The following is a 26,361-nucleotide window of genomic DNA, read 5'->3' as shown; positions in this document are numbered from 1 at the left end:
ATGAAAAAGGTGTACGGCAGCGCGTCGGAGGCTCTTGACGGGCTTTTGTCGGACGGGATGCTCATCGCGGCGGGGGGCTTTGGTCTTTGCGGCATTCCTGAGCTTCTGATCGACGCCATTGTCGAAAGCGGCGTCAAGGACCTGACCGTCGCCTCGAACAACGCGGGCGTCGATGACTTCGGGCTCGGCAAGCTGCTGGCCACCCGCCAGATCAAGAAGATGATGTCGTCCTATGTCGGCGAGAACGCGGAATTCATGCGCCAGTACCTGTCGGGCGAGCTGGAGCTAGAATTCAATCCGCAGGGCACGCTCGCCGAACGCATGCGCGCGGGCGGCTGCGGCATCCCGGGCTTCTACACCAAGACCGGCGTCGGCACGATGATCGCCGAGGGCAAAGAAGTGAAGCAGTTCGACGGCGAGGATTTCATCCTCGAGCGCGGCATCTTCGCGGACCTGAGCATCGTGAAGGCGTGGAAGGCAGACGACACCGGCAACCTCGTCTTCCGCAAGACCGCGCGCAACTTCAACCCGCCCGCCGCGATGTGCGGCAAGGTCTGCGTTGCCGAGGTCGAGGAAATCGTGCCGCGCGGCGCGCTCGACCCCGACGCCATCCACCTGCCCGGCATCTACGTGCACCGGATCGTGCAGGGCGACCACGAGAAACGGATCGAACAGCGCACGACGCGCAAGCGGGAGGAAGCCTGATGCCCTGGGACCGCAACCAGATGGCCGCGCGCGCGGCACAGGAACTCGAAGACGGCTGGTACGTGAACCTCGGGATCGGCATTCCGACGCTGGTGGCCAATTACGTCGGCGACAAGGACATCACACTGCAATCCGAGAACGGGATGCTCGGCATGGGGCCCTTCCCCTACGAGGGCGAGGAAGACCCCGACCTGATCAACGCGGGCAAGCAGACGATCACCGAGTTGAACCGCACGTCGTATTTCGACAGCGCGACCAGCTTCGGGATGATCCGGGGCGGCAAGATCGCGGCGGCGATCCTGGGCGCGATGGAAGTGGCCGAGAACGGCGATCTGGCGAACTGGATGATCCCCGGCAAGCTGGTGAAGGGCATGGGCGGCGCGATGGATCTCGTGGCCGGGGTCGGCCGGGTCATCGTGGTGATGGACCACCAGAACAAGGCGGGCGAGAGCAAGGTGCTGAAGGCCTGCACGCTGCCGCTGACCGGCACCGGCGTGGTGGACCGGATCATCACCAATCTCGGGGTGCTCGACGTGGTCGAGGGCGGGCTGAAGATCGTCGAGACCGCCGACGGCGTCACCGAAGACGACATCCGCGCCGCAACCGAGGCGACAATCGTCTGATAGACGGCTGTTACCCGTGCATGGCCCCGCCCGTCCGGGCGGGGTTTTCTATGTGGGTCGGCTGGTCCCCGGCGCGCTGCGCGCCTAGATGCACCCCATGACCGCCGCTCCTGCCCCGCTTCCGAGCCCGATCCGCAACTGGTTGTCGACACGCGGTTGGGTGCTGCATCCGCACCAGCGTGCGATGCTCGATGCCGCCGCGGACCCTGCCACGCTGCTGATCGCTCCGACAGGCGGCGGCAAGACACTGTCGGGCTTCCTTCCGACCCTGGCAGAACTGACCGCCGCGCCGCGGGCGGGCCTGCACACGCTTTATGTCAGCCCGCTCAAGGCGCTGGCGAGCGACATCCGCCGCAACCTGCAGGCCCCGATCACCGAGGCAGACCTTCCGATCCGGGTGGAGGACCGCACCGGAGACACGGGTGCCACCGCCCGCAAGCGCCAGCGCGCCGACCCGCCGCATATCCTGCTGACCACGCCCGAAAGCCTTGCACTGCTGCTGAGCTACGAAGACGCGCCGCGCATCTTCGCCGGGTTACAGCGCGTTGTCGTCGACGAGATCCACGCGTTGGCCGAAAGCAAACGCGGCGACCAGTTGATGCTGGGCCTGGCGCGGTTGCAGAGCCTGTGCCCCGGCCTGCGCCGCGTCGGCCTGTCCGCCACGGTGGAAGACCCCGCCGCCATCGCGCGCTTTCTCGCCTGCCACCCGGACCCCTGCCGCATCCTGCAAGCCGACCCCGGCCCCGCGCCCGACATCGCGCTTCTAGAGGTGCCGCAGCGCCCCCCCTGGGCGGGCGGCGGCGGGCGCTATGCCATCCCTGCAGTGCTGGAGGCCGTCAGGGCGCATCGCACGACGCTGATCTTCCACAACACCCGCGCACAGGCGGAATTGTTCTTCCACGACCTCTGGCTGCAGAACGACGACGCGCTGCCCATCGGCATCCACCACGGGTCGCTTTCGCGCGAACAGCGCAGCCGCGTCGAAGCGGCGATGGTGGCGGGCGACCTGCGGGCCATCGTCTGCACCGGGAGCCTCGATCTGGGGATCGACTGGGGCGACGTGGACCTCGTGATCCAGGTCGGCGCGCCGAAGAACGTCAAACGGCTGGTGCAGCGGATCGGGCGGGCAAACCACCGCTACAACGCACCGTCGAAGGCGCGCATCGTACCGGCCAACCGGTTCGAACTGGTTGAATGTCACGCCGCGCTCGATGCCGTGCGCGACGGCACGCTTGACGGTGATCCGCGCGGACCGGGTCCGCGCGACGTTCTGTGCCAGCATATCCTTGTCGTGGCTTGCGCCGGGGCTTTCGACGCCGACGCACTTTTTGCCGAAGTAACCACCGCCGGGCCCTATGCCGGGCTCGGCCGCACCGCGTTCGACGCCTGCCTCGATTTCTGCGCCACGGGCGGCTACGCGCTGCGCGCCTATGACCGGTACCAACGGCTGCAGCAGCGGACCGACGGGCGCTGGCAGTTGCGCGACCCACGCGCCGCACGCCAGATCCGCATGAACCTTGGCACGATCATGGACACCGACACGCTGAAGGTGCGGCTGCGCGGGCGCGGCGGGGCCCCTTTGGGCGAGGTGGAGGAAGCCTTCGCCGCAACGCTCACCCCCGGCGACACCTTCCTGATCGGCGGGCAGATCGTGCGTTATGAAGGCCTGCGCGAGATGACGGTCGAAGTCTCGCGGCGTGGCGGCGACACGCCCAAGATCGCAACCTTCATGGGCACCAAGTTCGCCACCTCTACACAGTTGTCCGACCGGATCCTGACGATGCTGGCGCAACCCGACTGGCCCGACCTGCCCGGCCACACCCGCGACTGGCTCGCGCTTCAGCGCCGCGTGTCGCACATGCCACGCCGCGACCGGCTGCTGATCGAAAGCTTTCCCCATGACGGGCGTGCGCATACCTGCGCCTACGGCTTCGCCGGGCGGAACGCGATGCAGACGCTGGGCCTGCTGCTGACCCAGCGGATGGAGGAGATCGGCATCGGGCCGCTTGGCTTCGTGGCCACAGACTATGCCGTGCTGGTCTGGTCCGTCGATCCGCTGACCGATCCCGCGCCGCTGTTCCAGGGCGATGACCTGCGTGCCGGTTTCGAGACATGGCTGGCCGGGAATGCGGTGATGAAACGCACCTTCAAGGCCAGCGCGATCATCGCCGGACTGATCGACCGGCAAAGTCCCGGGCAGCGCAAGAGCGGGCGTCAGGCGACATTCTCGTCCGATATCCTGTACGACACGCTTCGCAAGTACGATCCCGACCACCTTCTGCTTCAGATCACCCGCGAGGAAGCCCGGCGCGGCCTGGTGGATTTCGGTCGGATCGAGGAAATGCTCGCACGCACGAGGGGACGGGTCGACCACGTCGTGTTGGACCGCGTCACACCGCTGGCTGCTCCACTGTTCCTTGAACCCGGCCGCGTGCCCGTGCAGGGTGCCGGAGCCGAGAAGCTTCTGGCCGAAGCCGCTGCGCGCCTGATTGAAACCGCAGGGCTTCCGGCCTGAGCGCACGGGCACTGTGCGCAGTTTTTCATCGACCTGTCGCGCGGGAAGGCTAGGATGCCGTTCAGACCAAACACAGGGAAGACAGACATGAAACGCCGCCAGTTCCTCAGCCTCGCGCCCGCAGCCGGGCTTGCCGCGCTGCCCGCCGGGATCGCTCCAGCCGCCGGGCATGGCGGGGCACCGGCCCTTCATGAAGCGCAACGCCGCAGCGTCGGTGACATCACAGTGACCGCACTGTCCGATGGCGGCATCTCGCTGGGCCATGCGCCGTTGCAAGGCATCTCGGAGGAGGACTACGCCGCGATCCTGCGCGCGGGCTTTCACGACCCGGCGGGCTATACCAGCGGCGTTAACGCCTTCCTGGTGGAAACAGGCGCGCTGAAAGTGCTGGTCGATGCCGGCACGGGCGGATTCTTCGGCCCCGAGGTCGACAACCTGCCCGCGAACCTCGCCGCGACCGGGGTTGCACCCGGCGACATCACCCATGTCTTCGCGACACACCTGCATCCCGACCATGTCGGCGGTGCGCTGCGCGACGGCGCAGCGGTGTTTCCCGCTGCGGAGCTTGTGGTGCACGAGGCCGACCGCGCGTTCTGGGGGGACGAGGGCCGGTTCGCGGACGGGCCAGAGATGATGCAGGCTTTTGCGGGCCTGTCGCAGGCCGTGCTGGCGGCTTATGGCGACCGGCTGCGCGTGTTCGATGCCGAGACCGAGATCGCACCCGGCCTGACGGCACTGCCGCTGCCGGGCCATACGCCCGGCCATAGTGGGCTGATGATCGCCTCGGGCAATGACGCGTTACTGATCTGGGCCGATATTGTCCACGTGGCGCCGGTTCAACTGGCCCGGCCGGAGGTGACCATCGGTTTCGACGTGGACCCGGCGCAGGCCGCAGCGTCGCGCGCCGCGATCCTCGACCGGGTGGCGGCAGAGCGGTTGCTCGTCGCTGGCTCGCATATCCCGTTCCCGGGGCTGGTGCATATCGCGGCGGACGGAAGCGGCTACCGCGCCGTGCCAGCCGCCTTCGACTACGCCGCGAACTGACCGGCCGGGCGGAACCACCGCTGCATTGCGCCCCCTTGCGCCGGGGGCGGAAATGCGCTGTGAACAGAGCATGAACGATTACACATTCACCCTCGGGGGCGCGGAGCTGCACGCGCGCCCGTCCGGCGCGCTGTGGTGGCCCAGCAAGGGGCTGCTGTGCGTGTCGGATCTGCATTTCGGAAAGGCGGCGCGCATCGCCCGGCGCAGCGGGGGGATGCTGCCTCCCTACGAAGGGCAGGACACGCTCGACCGGCTGGAGGCGGAACTGGACGCGACCGGGGCGCGGCATGTCATCTGCCTCGGCGACAGCTTCGACGACATGCAGGCCGCCGGTTCGCTGCCAGAGGACCTTGGAGCCTGGCTGCTGCGGCTGATCGCGGGGCGCGACTGGGCGTGGGTGGAAGGCAATCACGATCCCGGCCCGATCGACCTGCCGGGCACCCACCGGGCGGAGATCGCCCTCGGCCCGCTGGTGTTCCGCCACATCGCGCAGCCTGGTGCGGAGGGCGAAGTTTCGGGCCACTACCACCCCAAGGCGCGGCTGGGCTTTCGCGGCGGAGCGGTGGCGCGGCCCTGCTTCCTGATCGACGGCCGCCGCGTGGTTCTGCCGGCCTTTGGCACCTACACGGGCGGTCTGTGCAGCACATCGCCCGTGCTCTGCGCGCTGATGGACGACGATGCGCGCGCTGTCATGACCGGATCGGCAGCGCATGCGATTCCGATGCCACGTGTGCTGCGGCGGCGCGCATGACCGACCCGTTCGGCGATGCCCCGCCGCTCGATCCTGCGATCGCGGCGCGGATACGAGACAGTTTCACGCGGCAGAGCCTGATGGACACGCTCGGCGCGCGGCTGGATGCGCTGGCGCCGGGCATGTGCCGGATCGCGGCGCCTATTCTTCCGGGCAGCCTGCAACAGCATGGCTACGGACATGCCGGTCTGACCTTCTCCATCGCCGACAGCGCGGCCGGGTATGCCGCGCTCAGCCTGATGGGGCTCGGAGAAGAGGTCCTTACGGTCGAGTTGAAGATAAACCTGCTGGCACCCGCGCGCGGCGATCTGCTGCTGGCAACCGGGCGGGTGGTCAAGGCGGGCCGCAAACTGGTGATCGTGCAAGCCGATGTGCACGCACAGCGCGGCACCGATCTGGTGCATATCGCACTGCTGCAGGGCACGATGATACCGGCCTGAGAAGGGCGCACCTCGGGTCTTCACCGCGCCCGGCAGTCTCAACCGGGGTCCCCGGGGTGCCGCACCGGCTCCTGCGGCCCCGCAGGCGCAGCCTGCCGCGCCCAACGGGATGAGACACCCCGCTGGGGTAGCGAAGACGGGCGGGAGCACCCCGCTGCGGGGCCGCCTCAGCCCATGCGTTCCGATGCATAGCTGCCCGGGCTGGCCGGGAACACCACCGTCTTGCTGCCGTTCAGGAACACCCGGTTGTGGATATGCGCATGCACCGCACGGGCCAGCACCTGGCTTTCCACGTCCCGACCAAGCGACACGTAATCCTCGGCGCTTTGTGCATGGGTCACGCGGATCGTGTCCTGTTCGATGATCGGCCCCTCGTCGAGGTCCGAGGTCACGTAGTGCGAGGTCGCCCCGATCAGCTTCACCCCGCGCTCGAACGCCTGTTTGTAAGGGTTCGCCCCCTTGAAGGACGGCAGGAAGGAATGGTGGATGTTGATGATCCGCCCAGACATCCGCCGACACATCGCGTCGCTCAGGATCTGCATGTAGCGCGCCAGCACGATCAGGTCGGCCTCCGTCTCCTCGACCACCGCCATGATCCGCGCCTCGGCCTCGGGCTTGTTGTCCTTCGTCACGCGGATGCAGTGGAACGGGATATCGTGATTCACCACAACCTTCTGGTAATCCATGTGGTTCGAGATCACCGCCACGATGTCGATCGGAAGCGCTCCGATCCGCCAGCGGTACAGCAGGTCGTTCAGGCAATGCCCGAAGCGCGATACCATGATGATGACCTTCATGCGCGCCGCCTCGTCATGGAAGGCATAGTCCATGCCGAACGGTTCAGCCACCGCCGCGAACCCGGCCTCCAGCGCGTCGAGCGCCTGCCCGGTCTCGGGTGCGAAGCTCATCCGCATGAAGAACGTTCCGGTTTCAAGGTCGTCGAACTGGGCGCTGTCTGTGATGTTGCAGCCTTGCTCGGCAAGGTAGCCTGCGACGGCTGCCACGAGCCCTCGGGTGGATCGGCATTTGATGGTCAGGGCGAATGTGCTCACGGCGGTCGGGTCTCTCTGCTTGGGGATGCGAAATCAGGGGATTGGGTCGGGCGGGTCGGGTCTGCACGGGCACACGGGAACCCATCCGGCGCGAGCGCCGGTTGCGGGGCCCTGGCCGGGCGCGGGACGGGTGGAACGGCGCGGGTGCGAGCGCGCGGCGGGTCAGGCGGTCAGATCCTCCGGCACGTCCAGCCCGTGGGCACGCGCGGCGGCGACCGCCGTGTTGGCCAGCAGGCAGGCGATAGTCATCGGGCCGACACCGCCCGGCACCGGGGTGATCGCCCCCGCCACTGCCGCGCAACTGTCAAAGTCGCAATCACCAACAAGCCGCGTGGAATCGCCGCCCTTCGCCGGATTGGGCACGCGGTTGATGCCCACGTCGATCACGGTCGCGCCCGGCCGGACCCAGTCGCCGGTGACCATCTCGGGTCGGCCCACAGCCGCGATGACGATATCCGCGCGCCGCACCGTGGCCGCAAGATCGCGGGTCCGCGAATGGGCCACGGTCACTGTGCAGCTGTCACGCAGCAGCAGTTGCGCCATCGGCTTGCCGACAATGTTGGACCGGCCGATCACCACCGCGTCCGCACCGGACAGATCGCCCAGGTGATCGCGCAGAAGCAGAAGGCAGCCCAGCGGCGTACAAGGCACAAGCGCATCCTGACCTGTGGCCAGAAGCCCGGCATTGACCGGGTGGAACCCGTCCACATCCTTGGCAGGGTCGATCGCACCGATCACCGCCGCCGAGTCGATCTGGGACGGCAGCGGAAGCTGCACAAGGATGCCATGCACCTGCGGATCGGCGTTCAGCTGTTCCACCATCGCCAGAAGCTCGGCCTGCGAAGCGGTGGCAGGCAAGCGATGCTCGAAGCTGCGCATCCCTGCCTCCACCGTGCGCTTGCCCTTGGAGCGCACGTAGACTTGGCTTGCCGGATCCTCGCCCACCAGCACGACCGCCAACCCCGGCACCACGCCTGCACTCGCCATGCCACTCACGGCATCCGCCACGCGGGCGCGGACCCGCTCCGAAAACGCCTTGCCGTCGATCAACTTACCACTCATCGGGTGTCTCCTTCCCTGCTGCTGCCCAGGGCGGCTTCCTCCCGCGCGATGGACCATTCGATCATCTGCCGCCACAGCGACTCCACCAGCGCCGGATCGGCCCCCTGCCCTTCGGCCGCCGCGCGTACCCGTGCCACGACCTGTTCCACGCGGTCGGGGATACGCGCGGGCAGCCCTTCGGACCGCTTCAGCACCGCCGCCCGGTCGATGCAGCCCTGCCGCAGCGCCAGCAGCCCGACGAGGTCGGCGTCGATCCGGTCGATCAGGTTTCTGAGCTCGGTCATGGTGGTACAGTCTTCCGGTCGTGACATGGGCCTCTCCGTCTGGTTGCCGCATGACCCTACCCGCTGGGCGCAGGCAAGACCACGGGGCGCGGAGGTCAGAACAGCCCCTCTATGAAACCCTGCGCATTCAGGCCGATGGATTCCGCGGCAGGCACTCGCGGAAGGCCGGGCATCGTCATGATGTCGCCGCAGATCGCCACGACGAACCCGGCCCCGGCGCTCAGCCGGACCTCGCGCACGGGCAACGTGAACCCGGTCGGCGCGCCGCGCGCGGCGGGATCGGTGGAAAAGCTGTACTGCGTCTTCGCCATGCAGATCGGCAACGCGCCGAAGCCCGCCGCCTCCCATTCCTCCAGCTGGCGCCGCACGCCGTCGGGCACGCTGATCCCGTCGGCCCGGTAGATGCGCGTCGCGATCGTTTCGATCTTGTCCAGCAGCCCCATCCCGTCAGGGTAAAGCGGTGCGAAATCGGCCTGCCCGCTATCGGCCAGCGCCGCTACCCGGTGCGCCAGATTGGCGATGCCGGCCGACCCGTCCGCCCAGTGTCGGCACAGGATCGCCTCGGATCCCAGTTCGGCCACGCGCGCCTGCACAGCGGCGACCTCGGCCTCGGTGTCGCCCGCGAAATGATTGATCGCCACAACAACCGGCACGCCGAAACCCTTCAGGTTCTCCAGATGCCGGGCAAGGTTGGCGCAGCCGGCTTGCACCGCCTCCACGTTCTCTGCACCAAGGTCACCCTTGGCCACGCCGCCGTTCATTTTCAGCGCCCGGATCGTCGCCACCAGCACCACGCAATCCGGCGCCAGCCCCGCCTTGCGGCACTTGATGTCCATGAACTTTTCTGCCCCGAGATCCGCCCCGAAGCCCGCCTCTGTCACCACGTAGTCGGCCAGCTTGAGGGCGGTCCGGGTCGCCAGAACCGAGTTGCAGCCATGCGCGATGTTGGCGAAAGGCCCGCCATGCACGAAGGCCGGTGTCTGTTCCAGCGTCTGCACGAGGTTGGGCTGAAGCGCCTGTTGCAGCAGCACCGTCATCGCACCATCAGCCTTCAGGTCGCGCGCGGTCACCGGGGCCTTGTCGCGGGTATAGGCGACGATGATGTCGCCAAGGCGGCGTTGCAGGTCGGCGAGGTCCGTGGCAAGGCACAGGATCGCCATGACCTCGGACGCGACGGTGATGTCGAACCCGGTCTGGCGCGGAAAGCCGTTCGCCACTCCGCCAAGGGATGTCACGACATCGCGCAACGCCCGGTCGTTCATGTCCATCACGCGCCGCCACACCACGCGGCGCGCGTCGATCCCCAGCGCATTGCCCCAGTAGATGTGGTTGTCGATCATGGCCGACAGCAGGTTGTGTGCGCTGGTGATGGCGTGGAAGTCGCCGGTGAAGTGCAGGTTGATGTCTTCCATAGGGACGACCTGCGCATAGCCGCCCCCTGCGGCCCCGCCCTTCATCCCGAAGCACGGCCCGAGCGAGGCTTCGCGTATGCAGATCGCGGACTTCTTACCGATCGCTTTCAGCCCGTCGCCCAGACCCACGGTCGTCGTGGTCTTGCCTTCGCCCGCCGGGGTCGGATTGATCGCGGTAACAAGGATCAGGCGACCGTCCGGGCGGGACTGTAGGCTGTCGATGAAATCGGCAGACACTTTAGCCTTGTCATGGCCGAAAGGCAGCAGCGCCGCGTCCGGAATATCAAGCGCCGCGCCGATATCGCGGATCGGCGCCTTGGTCGCGGCTCGCGCGATATCGATGTCTGAAAGGCCGGTCATGGTCGTTCCTCCCCGCCCGGATCTGCCCGGGTCTTGTGCTTCGTGGTAGCCGCATTGCTCCCGATCGCCCGGCAAAAGGCGACGGAATACGGTCGTGTTGCGGCGCGAACCGGTTAGAGCCAGCCACGCCGTTTAAAGAAGAGATACGGCAGAACGGCCGAAAGCACCATTAGACTGATGGCGAAGGGGTAGCCCCATGGCCAAGACAGTTCCGGCATCACCTCGAAATTCATGCCATAGATCGACGCGATCATCGTGGGCGGCAGGAACACCACTGCGGCAACCGAGAATATCTTGATGATGCCGTTCTGCTGGATGCTGACAAGGCCGAGAGTCGCATCCAGAAGAAAGGTGATTTTGCCGGCCTGGAACCCCGCATGATCGGTCAGAGAACGCACATCGCGGGACAGGGTCTTGATGCGGGCACGCTGCGTCTTGGGACGGGCCCAGCCAAGCGACACCTGCGCAAGAAAGCCCGTGATCCGGTCGAAGGTGACAAGGCTTTCCTGCAGCTTCGAATTCAATTCGCCATGCGTGCCGATCGCGGTAAGGATGCCGCCAAGGTCCACACCCCCGCGCGGGCTGGTCGCATTCTTGCGGAAGATGCGCTTGGCGATGGCGTCCAGACCCGTGCTTTCACGTTCCAGAATGTCGGCGATGCGTTCGATCATCGCCTCCAGCAGCGAGATCAGCAGCCGGTCGGGCGTATCGCACTCCATGTTCACCCGCTGGGCCCGCTGGGTGAACGTCGCGAGCGCACGCGGCTCGTGATACCGGATCGTGACCACCGCGTCGGACGTCAGAACGAAGGTCACCGGCGCCAACACCGGGTCGGCAGTGTCCACCGACGACAGCGCGCTGACGGTCAGGAAGGTCGCGCCGTTCTCGACATAGAGGCGTGAGGACAGCTCGATCTCCTCCATCTCGTCGCGGGTCGGCAAATCGAGCGAAAGCGCGCGCGACAGCCCGTCGAGTTCCTGCGGCGTGGGGTGCAACAGATCATACCACAGCGCGGCGTGAAGCGGTCTGGCGGTGGTCACGTCCCCGGTCATGTCCCCGGCGGCCGCGTCAGCGGGCTGGACATCCGGTGGGTTGGCACCGATGACGAGGCGCCCGTCCTCAAGGTGATATGTCGTCAGCATTCAGCCCTCCCCGCGTGCAGGTCGCAAGGAGTGCTAGTGGCTGCCCGGCGGGCTGGCAAACGAAAACGGCCCCGCCATGCGGGGCCGTTTTGTGAAGATTTCAAGACACCGCGTGGCGTCAGGCAGAGGGTTCCGGCTCAGGCTCAGGGCCACTGTCACCCGACGGCTTGGTTTTTGTCTTGGTCTTCGGGATCGATGTCAGGGACGACACGTTGCCCGACGGCGTATCATCCTCGTCGTCGCCGCGGTTAAGCGGCTCGCCGTTCATCACCTTGGTGATTTCCGGACCGGTGAGCGTTTCGTATTCCAGAAGCGCTTCCGCCAGCCGGTGATGTTCTTCGGCATGTTCCGTCAGCACGCGCTTGGCGGTCTCATAGCCCTCGTCCACCAGCTTGCGCACCTCGGCGTCGATCTTCTGCTGGGTGTCGGGCGAATTGCTGGACGCGCCTTGGTAGGCCCCGAGGTAGCTTTCCTGCTGGTTGGCATAGTCGATATTGCCCAGATCGTCCGAAAATCCGAATTGCGTGACCATCGCCCGCGCGATCTTGGAAACCTGCTGAATGTCCGAAGCGGCGCCGGAGGTGACGTTTTCCTTGCCGAATACCAGCTCCTCGGCGACCTTGCCGCCCATCGCCATGGCAATCTTGGACTTGTACTTGGTGTAGCTCACCGACAACTGGTCCCGTTCCGGCAGCGACATGACCAATCCCAGGGCGCGGCCACGCGGGATGATCGTCGCCTTGTGGATCGGGTCGTGCTGCGGAACGTAAAGCCCCACCACGGCGTGTCCCGCCTCGTGATAGGCGGTCAGCTTCTTTTCATCTTCCGTCATGACCATCGACCGGCGCTCCGCACCCATCATGACCTTGTCCTTCGCGTTCTCGAAATCCTCCATCGTGACAAATCGGCGCCCGATGCGCGCGGCCATCAATGCCGCTTCGTTCACGAGGTTGGCCAGATCAGCGCCCGAGAAGCCAGGAGTGCCGCGCGCGATGATGCGCAAATCCACGTTCGGGCCAAGCGGCACCTTCCGCGCATGGACGCCCAGAATACGCTCGCGCCCCTTGATGTCGGGGTTGGGAACCTGAACCTGACGGTCGAAGCGGCCAGGACGCAGCAACGCGGGGTCCAGCACATCGGGGCGGTTCGTGGCCGCGACGATGATGATGCCTTCGTTCGCCTCGAAACCGTCCATCTCGACCAGAAGCTGGTTCAGCGTCTGTTCACGCTCGTCGTTGCCACCGCCATAGCCGACACCGCGCGACCGGCCCACTGCGTCGATCTCGTCGATGAAGACGATGCAGGGCGCGTTCTTCTTGGCCTGCTCGAACATGTCGCGCACGCGGGAAGCACCGACACCGACGAACATCTCCACGAAGTCGGAGCCGGAGATGGTGAAGAACGGCACGCCCGCTTCGCCAGCGATGGCACGCGCCAGAAGTGTCTTACCGGTGCCCGGAGGGCCGACCAGAAGCGCGCCCTTGGGGATCTTGCCGCCGAGCCGCGAGAATTTCTGCGGATTACGCAGGAATTCCACGATCTCCTCAAGTTCTTCCTTGGCCTCGTCGATGCCCGCGACGTCGTCGAAGGTCACGCGCCCGTGCTTTTCGGTCAACAGCTTGGCCTTGGACTTGCCGAAGCCCATCGCGCCGCCGCGCCCGCCGCCCTGCATCCGGTTCATGAAATAGATCCAGACGCCGATCAGCAGAAGGAAGGGCAGGAACGTCATCAGAAGCGTGGTGAAACCGGACTGTTCCTGCGGGCGGGCATTGACGGTAACGTCATTGGCCAGCAGCCGTTCGGTCACCTCCGTGCCCTGCGGGACGATGGTGACGTAATCCTGACCGTCCCCGCCGCGGAACATGACCTTCTCGCCATCCAGCGTGACGGTGTTCACATCGCCGTTCTCGACCCGCTGAACGAATTCGGAATAGCTGAGCGACCGTGAGGACATCGTCGACTGGCCGCCGCTGAACAGGTTGAACAGCGCAAGAATCAGCAGGAACAAAACGACCCAGAAGGCGATGTTACGAGCGTTTCCCAAGGGGGATCTCCTTATTGGTCCGCGGACAGCGCCGCATGGCTTCGCCTAGACATAGACACCAAGGCGCGCAGTTCAATCCGGGCACAGGTCGCCACAGGCTGCAATCTTATCCCAAACAGGACGGCATTGCCAGTGGCCGCCGTCGTCAAGCGCGGCGGGCAGGCTGGGGGCGGCAACCAGTCGCGTGCCTTGCCAGATGCCCGGTGCGGTCAGCAACGCGGCGCGGCGAAGCCCGGCGGCGCGCCAACCTGGCCGCTGCGCAAGACCCTCGGGCCCGAGCGCCGCAAGGTGAAGGTCCGGCGAAGGCGGCCCTTCGATCCGCCAGCGTCCGTCCCAGTCGCCCGGCACGGGGGCGCGGCGACCTGCCAGCGCGGCGGGTTCGCGGTCGATCCAGATCGTCGCAGGCGACGAGCGTCCGGGCGCAACGCTGACCGCGCAACCCGCCAGAACGTGGCGGCGGCCCGCGGCGATGGCGGCCTCGGCGCGGTGCAGCGCCTTCAGGCGCGGACGGTAGACCTGCCCACCGACACGGCACAGCGCCGCCGACAGAAGCCGCCAGCGAGTGTCGTCCGGCAGCGTGGCTAGCTGCGCGGCATCCAGCCCGATCGCGCCGTGATCCACGCGCAACGCCGCCCGCGCGGCGGCGAAGGCCGCGCCCTGCAGCACGCGCCGTGCCGCTGCCATGCGCGTCGCGGTCTCGGCCAGCGTCGGGCCGTCGAGGCCGGGCACGCCGCCCTGCGCCAGCGCACGCCGCGCCCGCACCCGGTCGAAGCGAGGATCGTCATTGCCCGGATCCTCTATCCAGTCGAGCCCGCGTGCGCGCAGCACCTCGCGCAGCGCCGCGCGGCGAACCCCGAGCAACGGGCGCAGCCACAGCGGGCCGCCCGCGCGGTCACGCCGCACCGGGGCGATGCCGGCCAGTCCATCCACTCCCGATCCGCGCGCAAGCCGAAGCAACACGGTTTCGGCCTGATCGTCCAGGGTATGTCCAAGGCAAACGGCGTCCAGTCTCTGTGCCTGCGCCCAGTCGGTCAGCAGGCCGTAGCGCGCTTCGCGGGCACGCGCCTGAAGATTGCCCCGCCCGTCCCAGCCGCCATCGTGGCCGCGCCAATCCAGCGTGTCATGTGCCAATCCCAGCGCACGGGCGCTGGCGGCAACAAAGGAGGCTTCGGATGCAGCTTCCGGGCGCAGGCCGTGATCGACCGTGGCGACCCGCAGACACGCGCCCGAGGCGCGGGCCCAGTCCGCCGCCAAGACCAGCAGCGCAAGGGAATCGCCGCCACCCGACACCGCCAGCCCGACCCGCCCGGTTCCCGGCGGCAGGTCGCGTGCCAGCGCCGCGGACAAAGCCGCGGCGGGTGTCACGGACAGGTCAGCCCCGCCAGCGCCCCGGTTGCCTGTTCGGCCGCCGTCGTGCCGGGAAACCGCGCGGGCACCTGACCCAACGCCACACAGGCTTCGGGCACCTGTCCCAGCTCGGCAAGGCTGCCGCCCAGCTTGAACAGCGCCTCGGCGGCAAGGCCGGGATCGGTCATCTCCGCCAGCGTATAGCTTTCCAGATAGGCTCGTCCTGCCTGCGCCTGGTTGCCAAGCTGCACCAGCATGTCGCCCCGGAACAGATGCGCCTCGGGCGCCAGCGGGCTGCGCGGGTAGGTTTCCACGAAAGCATCGAAGGCGGCGAGCGCATCTGCGGGGGTGCCGTCCTCGGTCAGGACCATCGCGGCGTCGAAATCGGCCTGCTCGCCAACCGCGAGTTGCGGCGCCTCGGCAGGCGGCGGCACCGGCGCGACCGGCGCGGGCAGCGCGCCGCCGCCCAGCGGTTCGGTCGGCGGGATCTGCGCGACATCGCCGCCTTCCAGTTCGGTCAGGCGGAACTTCAGATCATCGATGCGGTTGGTGCCGTCCTCGACGACGCGCCCGATCCGGTAGTCGAGTTCCTCCACCGCGGCGGTCAGGCGGCGCAGTTCACCCTCGATCGCGTCCAGCCGGGCGATTGGCCCACCCGTCACAGCGCCGCCCCCATCCGACATGCCCGTGCCGGTGGTGGACAACTCGCGGCGCAACTGCTGCAATTCCACTTCGAACACGGTGATCTGCTGACGGATGTCGGCCAGCGTGGCGTCGCGGTCCTGCGCGGCCGCAGGCAGCGCGCCCAGCAGCAGACCGCAGACCAGCGCCGCCGCCCGGATCACGCGCCCGCCCCGGTGGCCAGCACGGTCACCGCGCGGCGGTTCTGGGCGTAGCAGCTTTCGGTGGAACAGACCTCGATCGGGCGTTCCTTGCCGTAGCTGAGAATGCGGAGCCGGTCCGGCGCGACGCCCTGCGCGATCAGGAATTCCTGCGCGGCGCTGGCCCGCCGGGCCCCAAGCGCGAGGTTGTATTCGCGCGTGCCCTGCTCATCCGCGTGCCCTTCGATGACGGCGGTGAACATGCGGTTGGCCTTCAGCCAGTCGGCCTGCGCCGACAGCGTGGCGCGCGCCGCCGCGTTCAGCGTGCTTTCGTCGACCGCGAACAGCACCCGGTCCCCGACCGACTGCTGGAAATAGGCGGGGGAGGACGGGTCCGACGCGCTGCCCGCCGCGCTGCCCGCGGCCCCGGCACCGGGGCCACCGAAACGGTCGGTGCAGGCCGACAGCACCATAGCGGCGGTCAGCACAAAAAGAAGGGAGAAACGGGTCATGGGCACGGGGCCTCCTGAAAATACGGTCTGGCCCGACGCTATCAGCCGGAACCGGGGTTGCAAGCGCGGCTCAGTCCAGAAGCGGCGACCAGGCCGGGTCCGACGCCGCGCCGGGGGTGGGCACACGCTTAAGGTTGCGCCCGGTGATGTCCACCGAGTAGAGCGCGGGCGCCCCGCCCGCCCCGGCGGTCTCGCGGGTGAACATAACGACACGGCCGTTTGGCGACCAGGTCGGCCCCTCGTCGAGGAAGGACGCGGTCAAAAGCCGCTCTTCCGACCCGTCGGTGCGCATCACGCCGATATGGAACCGGCCCTGGTTCTGCTTGGTGAAGGCAACGAGATCTCCGCGCGGCGACCACACAGGGGAGCCATAGCGCCCCGGCCCGAAGCTGATCCTGCGCGCCTCGCCGCCGGCGGCAGGCATGATGTAAAGCTGCTGACTGCCCGAGCGGTCGCTTTCGAACACGATCTGTCGGCCATCGGGGCTGTAGCTCGGCGCCGTCTCGATCGACGGGGCCTCGGTCAGGCGGGTGGGCGTGCCGCCCGAAACCGGCATCCGGTAGAGGTCGGTATTGCCCCCCTGCGAGAGCGAGAACAGCACCGTTCCGCCATCGGGCGAAAAGCGCGGCGAGAAGGTCATGCTGCCCGGCTGGTTCTCAAGCGCGCGGGTGCGCAGAGTGCCTGTGTCCAGCAGGTTGATGCGCGGGAAGCCGCTGTCATACGAGGTGAACAGCACCTGCCTGCCATCGCGCGAAATGCGCGGCGCCAGTACCAGCGTGCTGGCATCGGTCAGGTAGGACAGGTTCGCGCCGTCATAGTCCATCACCGCAAGACGTTTCTGGCGCGCATCCTTCGGGCCGGTTTCTGCCACGAACACCACGCGGCTGTCGAAATAGCCGCCCTCGCCGGTGATCCGGGCATAAACCTGATCTGCGATCTTGTGCGCAAGGCGGCGCCAGGCATCCCCCGACCCGGCGAATTGCAGACCTTCGCCCAGCGGCGCCTCGGAGAACACGTCGAACAGGCGGAACTTCGCGGTGATCCGGTCACCCGACACCGACACCGCGCCGGTCACAAGCCCTTGCGCGTTGATCGCCTTCCAGTCCGCGTACTGCACCGGGCTTTCGAAGCTGGTGATGGGCGAGATGAACGCGTTCGGCGAAATCGCCCGGAACAGCCCGGACCCTTCCAGATCGGCCCGTACCACGGCAGTGATGTCGTCGGCCAACGCCTGGGCCGCGCCGCCTTCGGCCAAGAACGGCGCGATGGCGATCGGCAGCGGCTCGATCACGCCTTCAGTGATCTCGATCCTGAGCGGACCGGTTTGCGCCGCGGCGGTCAGCGGGGCCAGCCCGGCAAGGCAGGCGGCCAGTGCCGCAAGAAAACGGGTCATCATCATCGTCTCCGCATCTCTTCGGGGTTGAAGGTCATCTCGATCGTGCGCCACTGCTCGTATTTTTCGGGCGGAAGACTGAAAGGCTGGCAGCGCAGTATCGCGCGCCGCGCGGTGTCGTAGGCCTGCTGCGCCGCCGCCGCCGATCCGCCCGATTGCGACACCAATCGCAGGTTTGAGGGACTGCCGTCCAGCCCCATGTCCATGCCCACCACAACCGTCACCTTGGCCGCATCGGTACTGAGTGCGCCGAAGTTCCAGCATCGGCTGACCGCGACCCGCAGCCCGTCGCGTTCGCCCTGGCTCAGCGGCGGACCGCCCGCCTGACCGCTTGGCACGGCCGACTGGGTTTGCGCGCCAAGCGCTTCGGCCAGAGCGGCGGCGACGGCGTCCTGCACCTGTTCGGTCTGCGGCGGGGCGGACGGCTCCGGCTCGGGCATCGGTTCCGGATCAGGCTCGCGGACGGGTTGCTGCACCTCCGCAACTTCGGGCGCGGGGCGGTTCGGACGCGCCTGCGGGCGCGGCGCCGGGGCGGGCGCAAGCGTCGGCGCCTCGGTGGTTTCGGTGGCTTCCGTCACGATCTGCGGCGCCGCGGCCTCGGGGGCCGTGGCCTGTTGTTCCTCGGCATCGATGGCATCGGGGGCGGGATCCGGCGTCGCCGCGATCTCGGGCTGAACGCGATCCCCCTCGCGCACCGGCTCGGGCGGGGCGGGCTGCGGGACCGGCGCGACGCGGTCCACCGGCGGCGGCGGCGCTTCGGGCGCGGGCGGCTCGGGCGGCGGGGGCGTATCCTCGGCCACCGGCGGGGCATCTGGCTGGGCGGGTGGGCGCGGCGCGTCCTCACGGGCGGGCGGCGGCAGCGCCGCGAACTCCTCGGCGATCTCAGGCGCCGCGGGCGGCGTGAGCCCGCCGACCGAAGGCAGGTCCGACGGCGAGACCAGCGTCACGCTGACCGATGCGGGCGGCGCGGCATCGCGCGGCGCGCTGAACGGCCAGCCGACCAGCGCCACCGCCAGCAGCGCCGCGTGCCCGCCAAGCGAAACCTTGAACCCGGTATCCATCGCGGGCCCCTAACGCCCGTCCGGGTCGGTGCCGTCAAGACGCGGTCCGCCGGGGTCGGTCACCAGCCCGATCCGTCCGAAGCCGCCCGCGTTCAGCGCGCCCATGACCTGCATCACGCGGGCATAGGCGATCCCGCCATCCGCGCGCAGGTAGATCTGATCGTCCCGCCGCTCAGCCGCGATGGCCTGAAGGCGGCTCACCAGCGACGCGGGCTCCACCTCGGTCGTCTGGATCATCACTCGCCCATCGGGCAGCAACGTGACGGTCAGGGGCTCTTCCTCGCTGGCAGGCAGCGATGTGGCAGCGGTTTCAGGCAACTCGATCGGCACACCGACCGTCATCATCGGCGCCGCGACCATGAAGATAACCAGCAGCACCAGCATCACGTCCACGAAGGGCGTCACGTTGATCTCGGACATCGGGGCGGCGGCGCGGCTGCGGCGCGAACGGCCGCGCCGGGCGGTGGGCTGCCCGCCCGAGGAAGAGGACAGGTGCGCGCCCATCAGTCATCCGCCTCGCGCGACAGGAGCGTGGCGAACTCGTCCGCGAACACCTCGTAGCCGCCGACAATGCGGGCGCTGTCGGTGGTCAGCTTGTTGTAGAACACGACCGCCGGGATCGCCGCCAACAGCCCGATCCCGGTGGCCAGAAGCGCCTCGGCGATGCCCGGCGCCACGACGACGAGCGACGTGTTCTGGCTGATCGCGATCTGCTCGAAACTGTGCATGATGCCCCACACGGTGCCGAACAGCCCGACGAAGGGCGCGGTCGATCCGATCGTCGCCAGAACCGGCAAACCCTTGTTCAAGCTGTCGGATTCGCGGGCGATGGCGACATCCATGGACCGGTCGATGCGCGCGGTCGCGCCGGGGATCATGCCGCCCGTGTCGCGTATGGAGCGGTGCCATTCGGTCATGCCCGCCACGAAGATCCGCTCCGGCGCGGTGCGAGGCTTGTCCACGAGATCCGCGAACAGCCCGTCCAGCGGCTCGCCCGACCAGAAGGCGCGGTCGAACCGGTCGGCAGCGCGTCGCGCGGCGCGAAAAGACAAGTGTTTCGAGATGATTACCGCCCAGGCCCAGACGGAGGAGCCGATCAGAAGGAGCATCACCAGCTTCACGGTCAGGGTGGCGCGCGCAAAGAGCGCCCAGAAGGAAAAGTCTATCGGGTCCATGGGGTCTGCCTGTCTGCCCGCGGCCATTGCGCCGCTTTTGTTGGGAAGCACCATACCGCAATCGCGGCGTCTGCGCCATGCCGCGCCGAGGGGCGGGCCGGTCACTTTTTCGCGGTAGGAGGGCCGTAGGAATCGCATATGACTTTCATATGACTCTCGTAGGACTCCCGCAGGCAGCCGAACGCCCCGGCGCGCGGCCGGCCCGGTCAGTCGGGCGGTCCCTCCGGCGGGCCCGCGGGCCGGGGCAGCGCGGCGCGCAGGGCCTGCGGCAGCCGGGCCGGGCGGCCATCCTCGCGCAGCGCGGCGAGCGTCACGCGGGTGCGCACCAGAACCGCACCGCCGCGCGTCACGTCCTGCGCCAGCGTCACCCGCGCGCCGCCGATCGCGGTCACGGCGGTGGTCACGGCCAGCAGGTCGTCGAAGAGCGCGGGCGCGATATAGTCGGCCTCCACCCGGCGGACGGCGAAGACCACGCCGCTGTCGCGCTTGATGGCCACCTGGTCGATCCCGAGGCCGCGCAGGAATTCGGTCCGCGCGCGTTCGGTGAACTTCAGGTAATTGGCGTAGTAGACGATCCCGGCGAGGTCGGTGTCTTCGTAATAGACGCGGATCGAATGGGTGTGCATGGCGGCCCCGGAAACCTGGCTGTATTTCACGCAAGGCCCCCACAGGTGTGCCCGGGGCGCAAGCCGACGCGGGTCGAAAGCGGTTTGGCCTGCCGGGGTCGCGCACGGTTCGAACGACGCGGGGGCTGTCACCCCATGCCGCCATACGAGGCCTGTCGTTTCGCATGAGCGTAGAACATGGCCCATCGCCGGGCAAGGCGATCTGTCGTCGGCTTCGGACCTGTGTGCCAGCGTAGTCCAGTCGCGCACCGCAGAAAAGGGCGCCCGGAGGGCGCCCTTTTCAAGACCCGGCATTTCGCGCCTTGACGGTTATACTGTCCCGCCGCGCCGCCTTAGCGCGACGAGCACAAGCGCGCCGGTGGCCAGAAGCGGCAGCCCGGCCGGCAGCGGCACCTCGGCCGACGTCGGCAGTGCCTGTGCGAAACTGTTCCCGATGTTCAGCGTGATCGTTTCGCCGTTGGCCAGCGTGTAAACATAGCTGCCGAGATTGAACGCGGTACCGAGATCAATGCTGGGTTTGTAGAGCCCGGTCCAAGCATTCGAGCCTTGGAAGAACGCGTTTGAAACAGTTGCGTTATCGAATACCACATATGGTGCGGTAAAAGTGTCGCTTCCCAGAAATAGCGGGATGCCCAAGCCAGAGGCCGACACAGGGGCAGTTATTCCGACGTTAATGATATCCACAGCGCTTGGGCCGCTGGCAAATTCGTAGGCTTGGCCAGACGAAGAGGTGTTGTCCCCAAATGAAAGGAGGAATCCCGCATTACTGACCCTCTTCGCGGCTGAGAGTTGTCCGCCTTGCAGGCTTGCCGAGTATAGGCCAACCAATCCATTCTGATCGATCGAGCCGGCATATTCGGCAAAGAAGCCGGTCGCATCCTCGGTGACGTTCACGACCAGCGCGGCCGATGCCGCCGTGCCGGTGCAAAGCGCGACGCATGCCGCTAGAAGTGCTGATCTCATGACTCTGTTCCAATCCTGACGACCGCTTCTGCCGGTCATTAACCAAGAGGGCCATGCATCACGCATCGCGGCAAGCTATCGATATAGATATGTCGCGAGACGGATATCCGGCTTGATCGAACTTGCTCCATGCCGCTAGGCTTTTCGTAAAGATTTCTTAATTCACGGATTGGTCCATGCCGCGGGTCTTCGAACAGGTCTTGCGCGATGTGACCGATGGTCTGGCACTTGCAGCCAATCCCGAGGAACGCTGGGCCGCGATTGTCGCAGCGTCCCAAACGGTCGGGGCCACGGCGCTGAGCGCAGGTGCCGTCACGCTGGACACGCGTGAAACGCTCTGGTCGCGCACGACGATGCCAGCGGAATGGGTCGCGGAATACGACGCACTCGGGCTGGAGGAAATCGACCCTCTCGCACAGGGTATCCGGACGGGGCACCTGCCCGAGCTCCACGCCGCCGGGATCCCCTTGTCCGGCGTGCCACCAGATTCCCGTTTCACGATGCTGCGCACCCGTCTCTTGGACCATGGCTACGGGTGGTTCTGGGGGCATCTGTGGCGGCAAGCCACCCACGAGAACGTGGTGGTCATGGCCACGCTAGAGGACCCCCGGAGCATGTTCGGACCGAACACTTCCATCCTGATCCGGACAGTGTCCGCGCTGATGGCCGCGCGCCTGTCCGCCCCAATGGAGGCGGACCCGGTTGGCGACGCGGACTCGGTCTCCAGATCATTGAGCGAACGGGAAAAGGACGTGATGCAGCTTCTGGCGCGTGGGAAGGACAATATCGGCATCGCGCATAGTCTTGGCATTGCCGAAGTGACCGTACGGATGCATCTGCGCAGCGTTCGCAAGAAGATGGGCGCTTCCACGCGGGAACAGGCCCTTGCCCTTGCCCTTCTGCGCGGCGCGTTCGAACCGTAGACCATTGATCTGTCCCTGATCCGCACGTGTCATGCGCTTGTTGCGCTGCGCACGTCGCACCCACCGAATACCGGTCAGGCGCGCGTCATTGCCCGGCCCCGATCCGCGCATGGAGCCGGAGCGCGTGGCTGGCATCCTCGGCGGCGGCGGGCAGCACCGGGTCATAGGCCGCGCGGATCAGCGCGCCGATCTCGGGGCGCAGCACGACAGTGCCCTCGGGCGTGCGCGCGAGCGCGGAGCGGTCCGCGAAGGCCGTGTCGGACCACAGCAGCACCGAATGCACCATCTGGCTGAGCGCGAGCGTTTCGGCGTCGAGCGCGGCAAGCTGGTCGTCCATGCGCAGGAAGACGAAGCAGGCCTTGATCCCGCCCGCCTCGTCGAAACGGAAGATGCGGTACTGGTTCGCGTCCGCGGCCTTGAGCCGGGCGGTGAGCGGGCCGAGATCCGGGATCATGCGGTCGAGATTGGGTGTGGCGGTCAACTCGTCCCAGTCGCGCACGAAAAACACCATCAGGTTGGCGCCAAGCTCCGGGTCGGTTTCGGCCATGCGGTGGCCGGCCAGAGCGACGACAGCCTCGATCGCGCCCTTCAGCGCGGGGATGCTGTCCTCGGTGACGCCGAAGATCACCGGGGCGATGGGGCGGCCCCAGCGGGCAAAGAGGAAGCGGCCGTCTGAGCGGGTGAAGAGGGCCGTGACGGCTGCGGGCGTAAGCGGGTTCGCGGGCATGGGGGCTTTATGCCCGGGGCGGGGCAGTGGGGCAACCGGGGGACGGCGTGCCGGTGGGCCGCGGGCAAGGCGACCGGGACGGGGCACCGCGCGGGCCGCCTGCCCCGAGCCCGCCTGCACCCGGCGCGCGCAGGACAGGGCTTGGCCTTTGGGGCGGGGCGGGGCGGGCTTCACGGCGCGCGACCGCGCGGCGCGCCGGCGCCGCGCCGGGCCCAACGGGAGCCGCGCATCTGCGATGCTCGTGCGACGGGCGGGAGCCCCCCGCCCCGGTCGTCCCGGCCCGGTCGGTCAGCCCTCGCCGAAAAGATCATCCTGCGGGCGGCGCGGCGGGGCAAGGCCAAGGTGTCCCCAGGCATCGCGCGCCAGCATCCGGCCGCGCGGGGTGCGCTGGATCAGCCCCTGTTGCAGAAGGTACGGCTCGATCACCTCTTCCAGCGCGTCGCGGCTTTCGGACAACGCCGCCGACAGCGTCTCGATCCCGACCGGGCCGCCGCCGTAGTGATCGGCCATCAGCCGCAGGTAGCGCCGGTCGGCCCCGTCGAGCCCGCGGTCGTCCACGCCGAGCCGCGTCAGCGCGCTGTCGGCGATGGCCCGGTCGATGCGCCCGTCGCCCTCGACCACCGCGAAATCCACCACCCGGCGCAGGAGCCGCCCGGCGATGCGCGGCGTGCCCCGCGCACGGCGGGCGATCTCGCGCGCGCCAGCGGGATCGGCGGGCACGCCCATCAACCGCGCCCCGCGCGTGACGATCTTGTCCAGCTCCTCCACAGTGTAGAAATCGAGCCGCGTGGGGATCCCGAAACGGTCGCGCAGAGGCGTGGTCAGCAGCCCAAGCCGCGTCGTCGCGCCGATCAGCGTGAAGGGCTGCAATTCGATGCGCACCGTGCGCGCGGCCGGCCCCTCGCCGATCACGAGGTCCAGCTCGTAATCCTCGAGCGCGGGATAGAGCACCTCTTCCACCGCCGGGTTCAGGCGGTGGATCTCGTCGATGAACAGAACGTCGCGCGCTTCGAGATTGGTCAGGATCGCGGCAAGGTCCCCGGCCTTGGCCAGCACCGGCCCCGAGGTCATCCGGAAGTTCACGCCCAGCTCGCGCGCGATGATCTGCGCCAGCGTGGTCTTGCCCAGCCCCGGCGGGCCGTGGAACAGCGTGTGGTCCATCGCCTCGCCGCGCTGACGGGCGGAGGCTATGAATACCCGCAGGTTCGCGCGCGCCTCGGCCTGCCCTGTAAATTCGTCAAGACTTTGCGGGCGCAGGGCGCGATCCCGGTCTTCGGGCAGCGGGTCGGGGCGCAGGTCGGGGTTCAGCCCGTCACGGGCACCTTCGGCCGGATCGGGCGCGTCCGTCATCGGGTCAGTCCTTCGGTGCCAGCAGGCGCAGCGCGGCGCGGATCAGGGTTTCTGTCGGCGCGTCCGGCGCCTCTCCGGCAGCCTGCGCAACGGCGGCGGCGGCATCGGAGGCGCTGTAGCCCAGATTGGTCAGCGCCGACAGCGCGTCAGACTGCGCCGTGGCATTGGCGGGCGCGGCGGCCGCCTGCGGAGCGGGCACCGGGGCCGCGGCACCAGTCCCGGCGTGCGGGCTGGCGGGCGCTGCGGGCTGCGCTCCGACCCCCGCCATCGCCATGATCGACGGCGCCTTGTCCCGCAACTCGTTCACGACGCGCTGCGCTATCTTGGGCCCGACACCCGGCGCGGCCTTTACCGCAGCGGCGTCGCCCAGCGCGATGGCGCGGCTCACCCCGTCCGGCCCGAGCGTGCCGAGGATCGCCACAGCCGCCTTGGCGCCGACACCTTGCACCGTGGTCAACAGGCGGTACCATTCCTTTTCCGCCAGCGTCTGGAACCCGAACAGCTGCAACAGGTCCTCGCGCACCAACAGATCGGTATAGAGCGACACGAACCCGCCCTTGGCGGGCAGCCCCGCCATCGTACGGTCGGAACAATAGACCAGATACCCGACCCCACCCACGTCGATCATCACGTGATCGGCGGCGCGATAGGCCAGTTGCCCCGACAGCCGCCCGATCATGACGCCGCCCGTTTCAGCGCGGCCGCCAGCCGACCCGAGGATTGCAGGTGCCACGCGTGGCACATGGCGATCGCCAGCGCGTCGGCGGCGTCGGGGCCGTCCACCTGCACGCCCGGGAACTGCAACCCGATCATGTGCGCGATCTGTGCCTTGTCCGCGTGGCCGACGCCGACCACCGCCTTCTTCACGGCATTGGGCGCGTATTCACCCACCGGAAGCCCTGCCTGCGCGGGCACCAGCAGCGCGATGGCGCGGGCCTGCCCCAGCTTCAGCGTGCCGACGGGGTCGCGGTTCACGAAGGTCTGCTCCACAGCCGCGTGGGTCGGTGCGTGGCGCGCCACCACCGCGCTGAGCGCGCCGTGCAGCGCAAGCAGGCGTGTGGCCAGATCGCCCTCGCCCGACAGGCAGGTGCCATGCGCGCGGTGGCGGAAGCGGGACCCGTCCACGTCAACGATGCCCCAGCCCAACCGCCGGAGCCCCGGATCGATCCCCAAAATCCGCATGCCGCGCCCTGCCCCGTGTTTCTTTTGCAACGGCTAGCACGAAACAGGAACATACGCCAAGGCCCTTGCCCGGCGCGGCGGCCTGTCGCGGCCCCGGCGCGCGGAGGCGCCGCACCGCGCCGAATGGCTTGAAAGCGACATGAAGCTGGCTGCGAACGCCTGAAAACGACACCCCAAGCACGCGACATTTTCACAATTATGACAGTAAGTTAACGGCTTCCCAGCCATGCGCCGTGTGCATGTGTGCCTTGCATTCTGAACCATTGCGGCGGCCGCTGGCGCGGCTTAGCTGCACTTTTCAAACCGCACAACGATTCAGCAGATCGTCCATCATCGACCCAAGAGGCTTCCATGTTGTCCCATGCCCACACCGTTTCGCCCGGCTTCGCCCTGGGCCAGTCCCCGGCCGCCCTCGGGCGCCTGATCCGCCGCCTTCGCGCGCAGCACGTGGCCTACAAGACCCGCCGCGCCCTTGCGCGCCTGACCCAGCGCGAGCTGGAAGACATCGGCGTCACCCTGGCCGATATCGACCGTGTCGCGCGCCGCAGCGCCGGGCTGTGAGAGCAGCCGCAGCGGTGCAAGCGCACCCCGGACAGGATCCGGACCGGGCCGCCGATGGAACCCCATCGCGCGGCCCTTTTCTTGACCGGCGTGCGGGCGGGCGCGGGCGCAGCGCGCGGGCTTGGTGGCCCGGACCGGCGACGGGACGCTTGAGCGGCGGAACGGTGGATGAAGGGCGCGCCCTGAGACTGCCGCGCGCAAGCATCACCTCGCCCGATGCGGACACACTGGCGGCGATCTGACGGCCGACGTTCGGCATAGGGAACCGGCGCGCGCCACGGCAGCG

27 protein-coding genes are annotated in these 26,361 nt (G+C 68.0%); 8 read left to right on the top strand and 19 right to left on the bottom strand.

What is annotated here, in order from left to right; translation table 11 throughout:
- The 6 genes from DKT77_RS04460 to DKT77_RS04435 form a co-directional block, all read left to right on the top strand.
- Positions 1–705 (top strand): CoA transferase subunit A (locus DKT77_RS04460; RefSeq protein ID WP_109810527.1); only part of this gene is annotated, 705 nt, incomplete at its 5' end.
- Complete coding sequence (locus DKT77_RS04455; RefSeq protein WP_109810526.1) at positions 705–1,328, top strand: CoA transferase subunit B; 624 nt, start codon at positions 705–707, stop codon at positions 1,326–1,328. The genes DKT77_RS04460 and DKT77_RS04455, both read left to right, overlap by 1 nt.
- Positions 1,329–1,425: 97 nt before the next feature.
- Positions 1,426–3,843 carry a ligase-associated DNA damage response DEXH box helicase gene (locus tag DKT77_RS04450; protein ID WP_109810525.1) on the top strand — a complete coding sequence of 806 codons (2,418 nt, stop codon included), beginning with the start codon at positions 1,426–1,428 and terminating at the stop codon, positions 3,841–3,843.
- Positions 3,844–3,930: 87 nt separating this feature from the next.
- Positions 3,931–4,887, top strand: coding sequence for an MBL fold metallo-hydrolase (locus DKT77_RS04445; protein ID WP_238547678.1), 957 nt, complete (start codon positions 3,931–3,933; stop codon positions 4,885–4,887).
- 70 nt (positions 4,888–4,957) lie between these two features.
- Positions 4,958–5,638: a ligase-associated DNA damage response endonuclease PdeM gene (pdeM, locus tag DKT77_RS04440; protein WP_109810523.1), complete on the top strand. Its 681-nt coding sequence runs from the start codon at positions 4,958–4,960 to the stop codon at positions 5,636–5,638.
- A complete protein-coding gene (locus DKT77_RS04435) occupies positions 5,635–6,078 on the top strand; it encodes a PaaI family thioesterase (RefSeq protein ID WP_109810522.1) in 444 nt (147 codons plus the stop codon). The genes pdeM and DKT77_RS04435 overlap by 4 nt, the downstream gene beginning before the upstream one ends.
- A 167-nt stretch (positions 6,079–6,245) precedes the next feature.
- Here the strand turns inward: DKT77_RS04435 and purU are convergent, their stop codons facing one another.
- The 15 genes from purU to DKT77_RS04360 form a co-directional block, all read right to left on the bottom strand.
- Positions 6,246–7,130, bottom strand: a complete 885-nt coding sequence (purU, locus tag DKT77_RS04430; protein WP_109810521.1) for a formyltetrahydrofolate deformylase — start codon at positions 7,128–7,130, stop codon at positions 6,246–6,248.
- Positions 7,131–7,292: 162 nt separating this feature from the next.
- Positions 7,293–8,192: a bifunctional methylenetetrahydrofolate dehydrogenase/methenyltetrahydrofolate cyclohydrolase FolD gene (gene folD, locus DKT77_RS04425; protein WP_109810520.1), complete on the bottom strand. Its 900-nt coding sequence runs from the start codon at positions 8,190–8,192 to the stop codon at positions 7,293–7,295.
- Positions 8,189–8,503, bottom strand: coding sequence for a chorismate mutase (locus DKT77_RS04420; protein WP_109810519.1), 315 nt, complete (start codon positions 8,501–8,503; stop codon positions 8,189–8,191). The genes folD and DKT77_RS04420 overlap by 4 nt, the downstream gene beginning before the upstream one ends.
- A 68-nt stretch (positions 8,504–8,571) precedes the next feature.
- The gene (locus DKT77_RS04415; protein WP_109810518.1) at positions 8,572–10,248 is read right to left on the bottom strand and encodes a formate--tetrahydrofolate ligase; all 1,677 of its coding nucleotides are present in this window, start codon (positions 10,246–10,248) and stop codon (positions 8,572–8,574) included.
- A 113-nt stretch (positions 10,249–10,361) separates the two neighbouring features.
- A complete protein-coding gene (locus DKT77_RS04410; protein ID WP_109810517.1) occupies positions 10,362–11,390 on the bottom strand; it encodes a magnesium transporter CorA family protein in 1,029 nt (342 codons plus the stop codon).
- Between the two features lie 118 nt (positions 11,391–11,508).
- A complete protein-coding gene (ftsH, locus tag DKT77_RS04405) occupies positions 11,509–13,434 on the bottom strand; it encodes an ATP-dependent zinc metalloprotease FtsH (RefSeq protein WP_109810516.1) in 1,926 nt (641 codons plus the stop codon).
- A gap of 72 nt (positions 13,435–13,506) precedes the next feature.
- On the bottom strand, positions 13,507–14,799 hold the full coding sequence (gene tilS, locus DKT77_RS04400) for a tRNA lysidine(34) synthetase TilS (protein ID WP_238547677.1): 1,293 nt from the start codon (positions 14,797–14,799) through the stop codon (positions 13,507–13,509).
- Positions 14,796–15,626 carry a tetratricopeptide repeat protein gene (locus DKT77_RS04395; protein ID WP_338016059.1) on the bottom strand — a complete coding sequence of 277 codons (831 nt, stop codon included), beginning with the start codon at positions 15,624–15,626 and terminating at the stop codon, positions 14,796–14,798. The genes tilS and DKT77_RS04395 overlap by 4 nt, the downstream gene beginning before the upstream one ends.
- On the bottom strand, positions 15,623–16,114 hold the full coding sequence (pal, locus tag DKT77_RS04390) for a peptidoglycan-associated lipoprotein Pal (RefSeq protein ID WP_109810514.1): 492 nt from the start codon (positions 16,112–16,114) through the stop codon (positions 15,623–15,625). The genes DKT77_RS04395 and pal overlap by 4 nt, the downstream gene beginning before the upstream one ends.
- A 70-nt stretch (positions 16,115–16,184) precedes the next feature.
- Positions 16,185–17,507 carry a Tol-Pal system beta propeller repeat protein TolB gene (gene tolB, locus DKT77_RS04385; protein ID WP_420798290.1) on the bottom strand — a complete coding sequence of 441 codons (1,323 nt, stop codon included), beginning with the start codon at positions 17,505–17,507 and terminating at the stop codon, positions 16,185–16,187.
- 2 nt (positions 17,508–17,509) lie between these two features.
- Positions 17,510–18,568 (bottom strand): hypothetical protein, encoded by a 1,059-nt coding sequence (locus DKT77_RS04380; protein WP_109810512.1) that lies wholly within the window; start codon positions 18,566–18,568, stop codon positions 17,510–17,512.
- A 9-nt stretch (positions 18,569–18,577) separates the two neighbouring features.
- On the bottom strand, positions 18,578–19,072 hold the full coding sequence (gene tolR / locus DKT77_RS04375; RefSeq protein WP_109810511.1) for a protein TolR: 495 nt from the start codon (positions 19,070–19,072) through the stop codon (positions 18,578–18,580).
- Positions 19,072–19,743: a protein TolQ gene (gene tolQ, locus DKT77_RS04370; RefSeq protein WP_109810510.1), complete on the bottom strand. Its 672-nt coding sequence runs from the start codon at positions 19,741–19,743 to the stop codon at positions 19,072–19,074. The genes tolR and tolQ overlap by 1 nt, the downstream gene beginning before the upstream one ends.
- A gap of 206 nt (positions 19,744–19,949) precedes the next feature.
- Complete coding sequence (gene ybgC / locus DKT77_RS04365) at positions 19,950–20,369, bottom strand: tol-pal system-associated acyl-CoA thioesterase (protein WP_109810509.1); 420 nt, start codon at positions 20,367–20,369, stop codon at positions 19,950–19,952.
- A 309-nt stretch (positions 20,370–20,678) separates the two neighbouring features.
- Positions 20,679–21,332, bottom strand: coding sequence for a VPLPA-CTERM sorting domain-containing protein (locus DKT77_RS04360; protein WP_109810508.1), 654 nt, complete (start codon positions 21,330–21,332; stop codon positions 20,679–20,681).
- A gap of 176 nt (positions 21,333–21,508) precedes the next feature.
- Between DKT77_RS04360 and DKT77_RS04355 the strand changes: the two genes are divergently transcribed.
- Positions 21,509–22,255 carry a helix-turn-helix transcriptional regulator gene (locus tag DKT77_RS04355; RefSeq protein ID WP_109810507.1) on the top strand — a complete coding sequence of 249 codons (747 nt, stop codon included), beginning with the start codon at positions 21,509–21,511 and terminating at the stop codon, positions 22,253–22,255.
- A gap of 85 nt (positions 22,256–22,340) precedes the next feature.
- Here the strand turns inward: DKT77_RS04355 and DKT77_RS04350 are convergent, their stop codons facing one another.
- From DKT77_RS04350 to ruvC, 4 genes are all read right to left on the bottom strand, one after another.
- On the bottom strand, positions 22,341–22,982 hold the full coding sequence (locus tag DKT77_RS04350; protein ID WP_109810506.1) for a hypothetical protein: 642 nt from the start codon (positions 22,980–22,982) through the stop codon (positions 22,341–22,343).
- A gap of 288 nt (positions 22,983–23,270) precedes the next feature.
- Entirely contained in the window at positions 23,271–24,332 is a 1,062-nt protein-coding gene (ruvB, locus tag DKT77_RS04345; protein WP_109810505.1) for a Holliday junction branch migration DNA helicase RuvB, read from the bottom strand.
- Positions 24,333–24,336: 4 nt separating this feature from the next.
- Positions 24,337–25,011 carry a Holliday junction branch migration protein RuvA gene (gene ruvA / locus DKT77_RS04340; protein ID WP_109810504.1) on the bottom strand — a complete coding sequence of 225 codons (675 nt, stop codon included), beginning with the start codon at positions 25,009–25,011 and terminating at the stop codon, positions 24,337–24,339.
- Positions 25,008–25,514, bottom strand: a complete 507-nt coding sequence (gene ruvC / locus DKT77_RS04335) for a crossover junction endodeoxyribonuclease RuvC (protein ID WP_109810503.1) — start codon at positions 25,512–25,514, stop codon at positions 25,008–25,010. The genes ruvA and ruvC overlap by 4 nt, the downstream gene beginning before the upstream one ends.
- 351 nt (positions 25,515–25,865) lie before the next feature.
- Here ruvC and DKT77_RS04330 point away from each other — a divergent pair, with 351 nt between their 5' ends.
- Positions 25,866–26,075, top strand: coding sequence for a DUF1127 domain-containing protein (locus DKT77_RS04330; RefSeq protein WP_109810502.1), 210 nt, complete (start codon positions 25,866–25,868; stop codon positions 26,073–26,075).
- Positions 26,076–26,361: the final 286 nt, after the last annotated feature.

This window comes from Meridianimarinicoccus roseus, from assembly GCF_003172915.1.
In the GTDB taxonomy this organism is placed as follows: Bacteria; Pseudomonadota; Alphaproteobacteria; order Rhodobacterales; family Rhodobacteraceae; genus Meridianimarinicoccus; species Meridianimarinicoccus roseus.
Note: the sequence above shows the minus strand (reverse complement) of the source record. Positions and strands in the feature narration are given on the sequence as shown.

Excerpts from the sequence above, each read along its gene's own strand:
- tolQ (WP_109810510.1), bottom strand. The coding sequence starts at position 19,743 with ATGGACCCGATAGACTTTTCCTTCTGGGCGCTCTTTGCGCGCGCCACC.
- ruvC (WP_109810503.1), bottom strand. The coding sequence starts at position 25,514 with ATGCGGATTTTGGGGATCGATCCGGGGCTCCGGCGGTTGGGCTGGGGC.
- pdeM (WP_109810523.1), top strand. The coding sequence starts at position 4,958 with ATGAACGATTACACATTCACCCTCGGGGGCGCGGAGCTGCACGCGCGC.
- folD (WP_109810520.1), bottom strand. The coding sequence starts at position 8,192 with ATGAGTGGTAAGTTGATCGACGGCAAGGCGTTTTCGGAGCGGGTCCGC.
- DKT77_RS04450 (WP_109810525.1), top strand. The coding sequence starts at position 1,426 with ATGACCGCCGCTCCTGCCCCGCTTCCGAGCCCGATCCGCAACTGGTTG.
- DKT77_RS04455 (WP_109810526.1), top strand. The coding sequence starts at position 705 with ATGCCCTGGGACCGCAACCAGATGGCCGCGCGCGCGGCACAGGAACTC.
- DKT77_RS04330 (WP_109810502.1), top strand. The coding sequence starts at position 25,866 with ATGTTGTCCCATGCCCACACCGTTTCGCCCGGCTTCGCCCTGGGCCAG.
- DKT77_RS04350 (WP_109810506.1), bottom strand. The coding sequence starts at position 22,982 with ATGCCCGCGAACCCGCTTACGCCCGCAGCCGTCACGGCCCTCTTCACC.
- ruvB (WP_109810505.1), bottom strand. The coding sequence starts at position 24,332 with ATGACGGACGCGCCCGATCCGGCCGAAGGTGCCCGTGACGGGCTGAAC.
- DKT77_RS04380 (WP_109810512.1), bottom strand. The coding sequence starts at position 18,568 with ATGGATACCGGGTTCAAGGTTTCGCTTGGCGGGCACGCGGCGCTGCTG.
- DKT77_RS04410 (WP_109810517.1), bottom strand. The coding sequence starts at position 11,390 with ATGCTGACGACATATCACCTTGAGGACGGGCGCCTCGTCATCGGTGCC.
- ruvA (WP_109810504.1), bottom strand. The coding sequence starts at position 25,011 with ATGATCGGGCGGCTGTCGGGGCAACTGGCCTATCGCGCCGCCGATCAC.
- tolB (WP_420798290.1), bottom strand. The coding sequence starts at position 17,507 with ATGACCCGTTTTCTTGCGGCACTGGCCGCCTGCCTTGCCGGGCTGGCC.
- pal (WP_109810514.1), bottom strand. The coding sequence starts at position 16,114 with ATGACCCGTTTCTCCCTTCTTTTTGTGCTGACCGCCGCTATGGTGCTG.
- DKT77_RS04420 (WP_109810519.1), bottom strand. The coding sequence starts at position 8,503 with ATGTCACGACCGGAAGACTGTACCACCATGACCGAGCTCAGAAACCTG.
- DKT77_RS04360 (WP_109810508.1), bottom strand. The coding sequence starts at position 21,332 with ATGAGATCAGCACTTCTAGCGGCATGCGTCGCGCTTTGCACCGGCACG.
- ybgC (WP_109810509.1), bottom strand. The coding sequence starts at position 20,369 with ATGCACACCCATTCGATCCGCGTCTATTACGAAGACACCGACCTCGCC.
- tolR (WP_109810511.1), bottom strand. The coding sequence starts at position 19,072 with ATGGGCGCGCACCTGTCCTCTTCCTCGGGCGGGCAGCCCACCGCCCGG.
- DKT77_RS04435 (WP_109810522.1), top strand. The coding sequence starts at position 5,635 with ATGACCGACCCGTTCGGCGATGCCCCGCCGCTCGATCCTGCGATCGCG.
- DKT77_RS04445 (WP_238547678.1), top strand. The coding sequence starts at position 3,931 with ATGAAACGCCGCCAGTTCCTCAGCCTCGCGCCCGCAGCCGGGCTTGCC.
- DKT77_RS04355 (WP_109810507.1), top strand. The coding sequence starts at position 21,509 with ATGCCGCGGGTCTTCGAACAGGTCTTGCGCGATGTGACCGATGGTCTG.
- DKT77_RS04415 (WP_109810518.1), bottom strand. The coding sequence starts at position 10,248 with ATGACCGGCCTTTCAGACATCGATATCGCGCGAGCCGCGACCAAGGCG.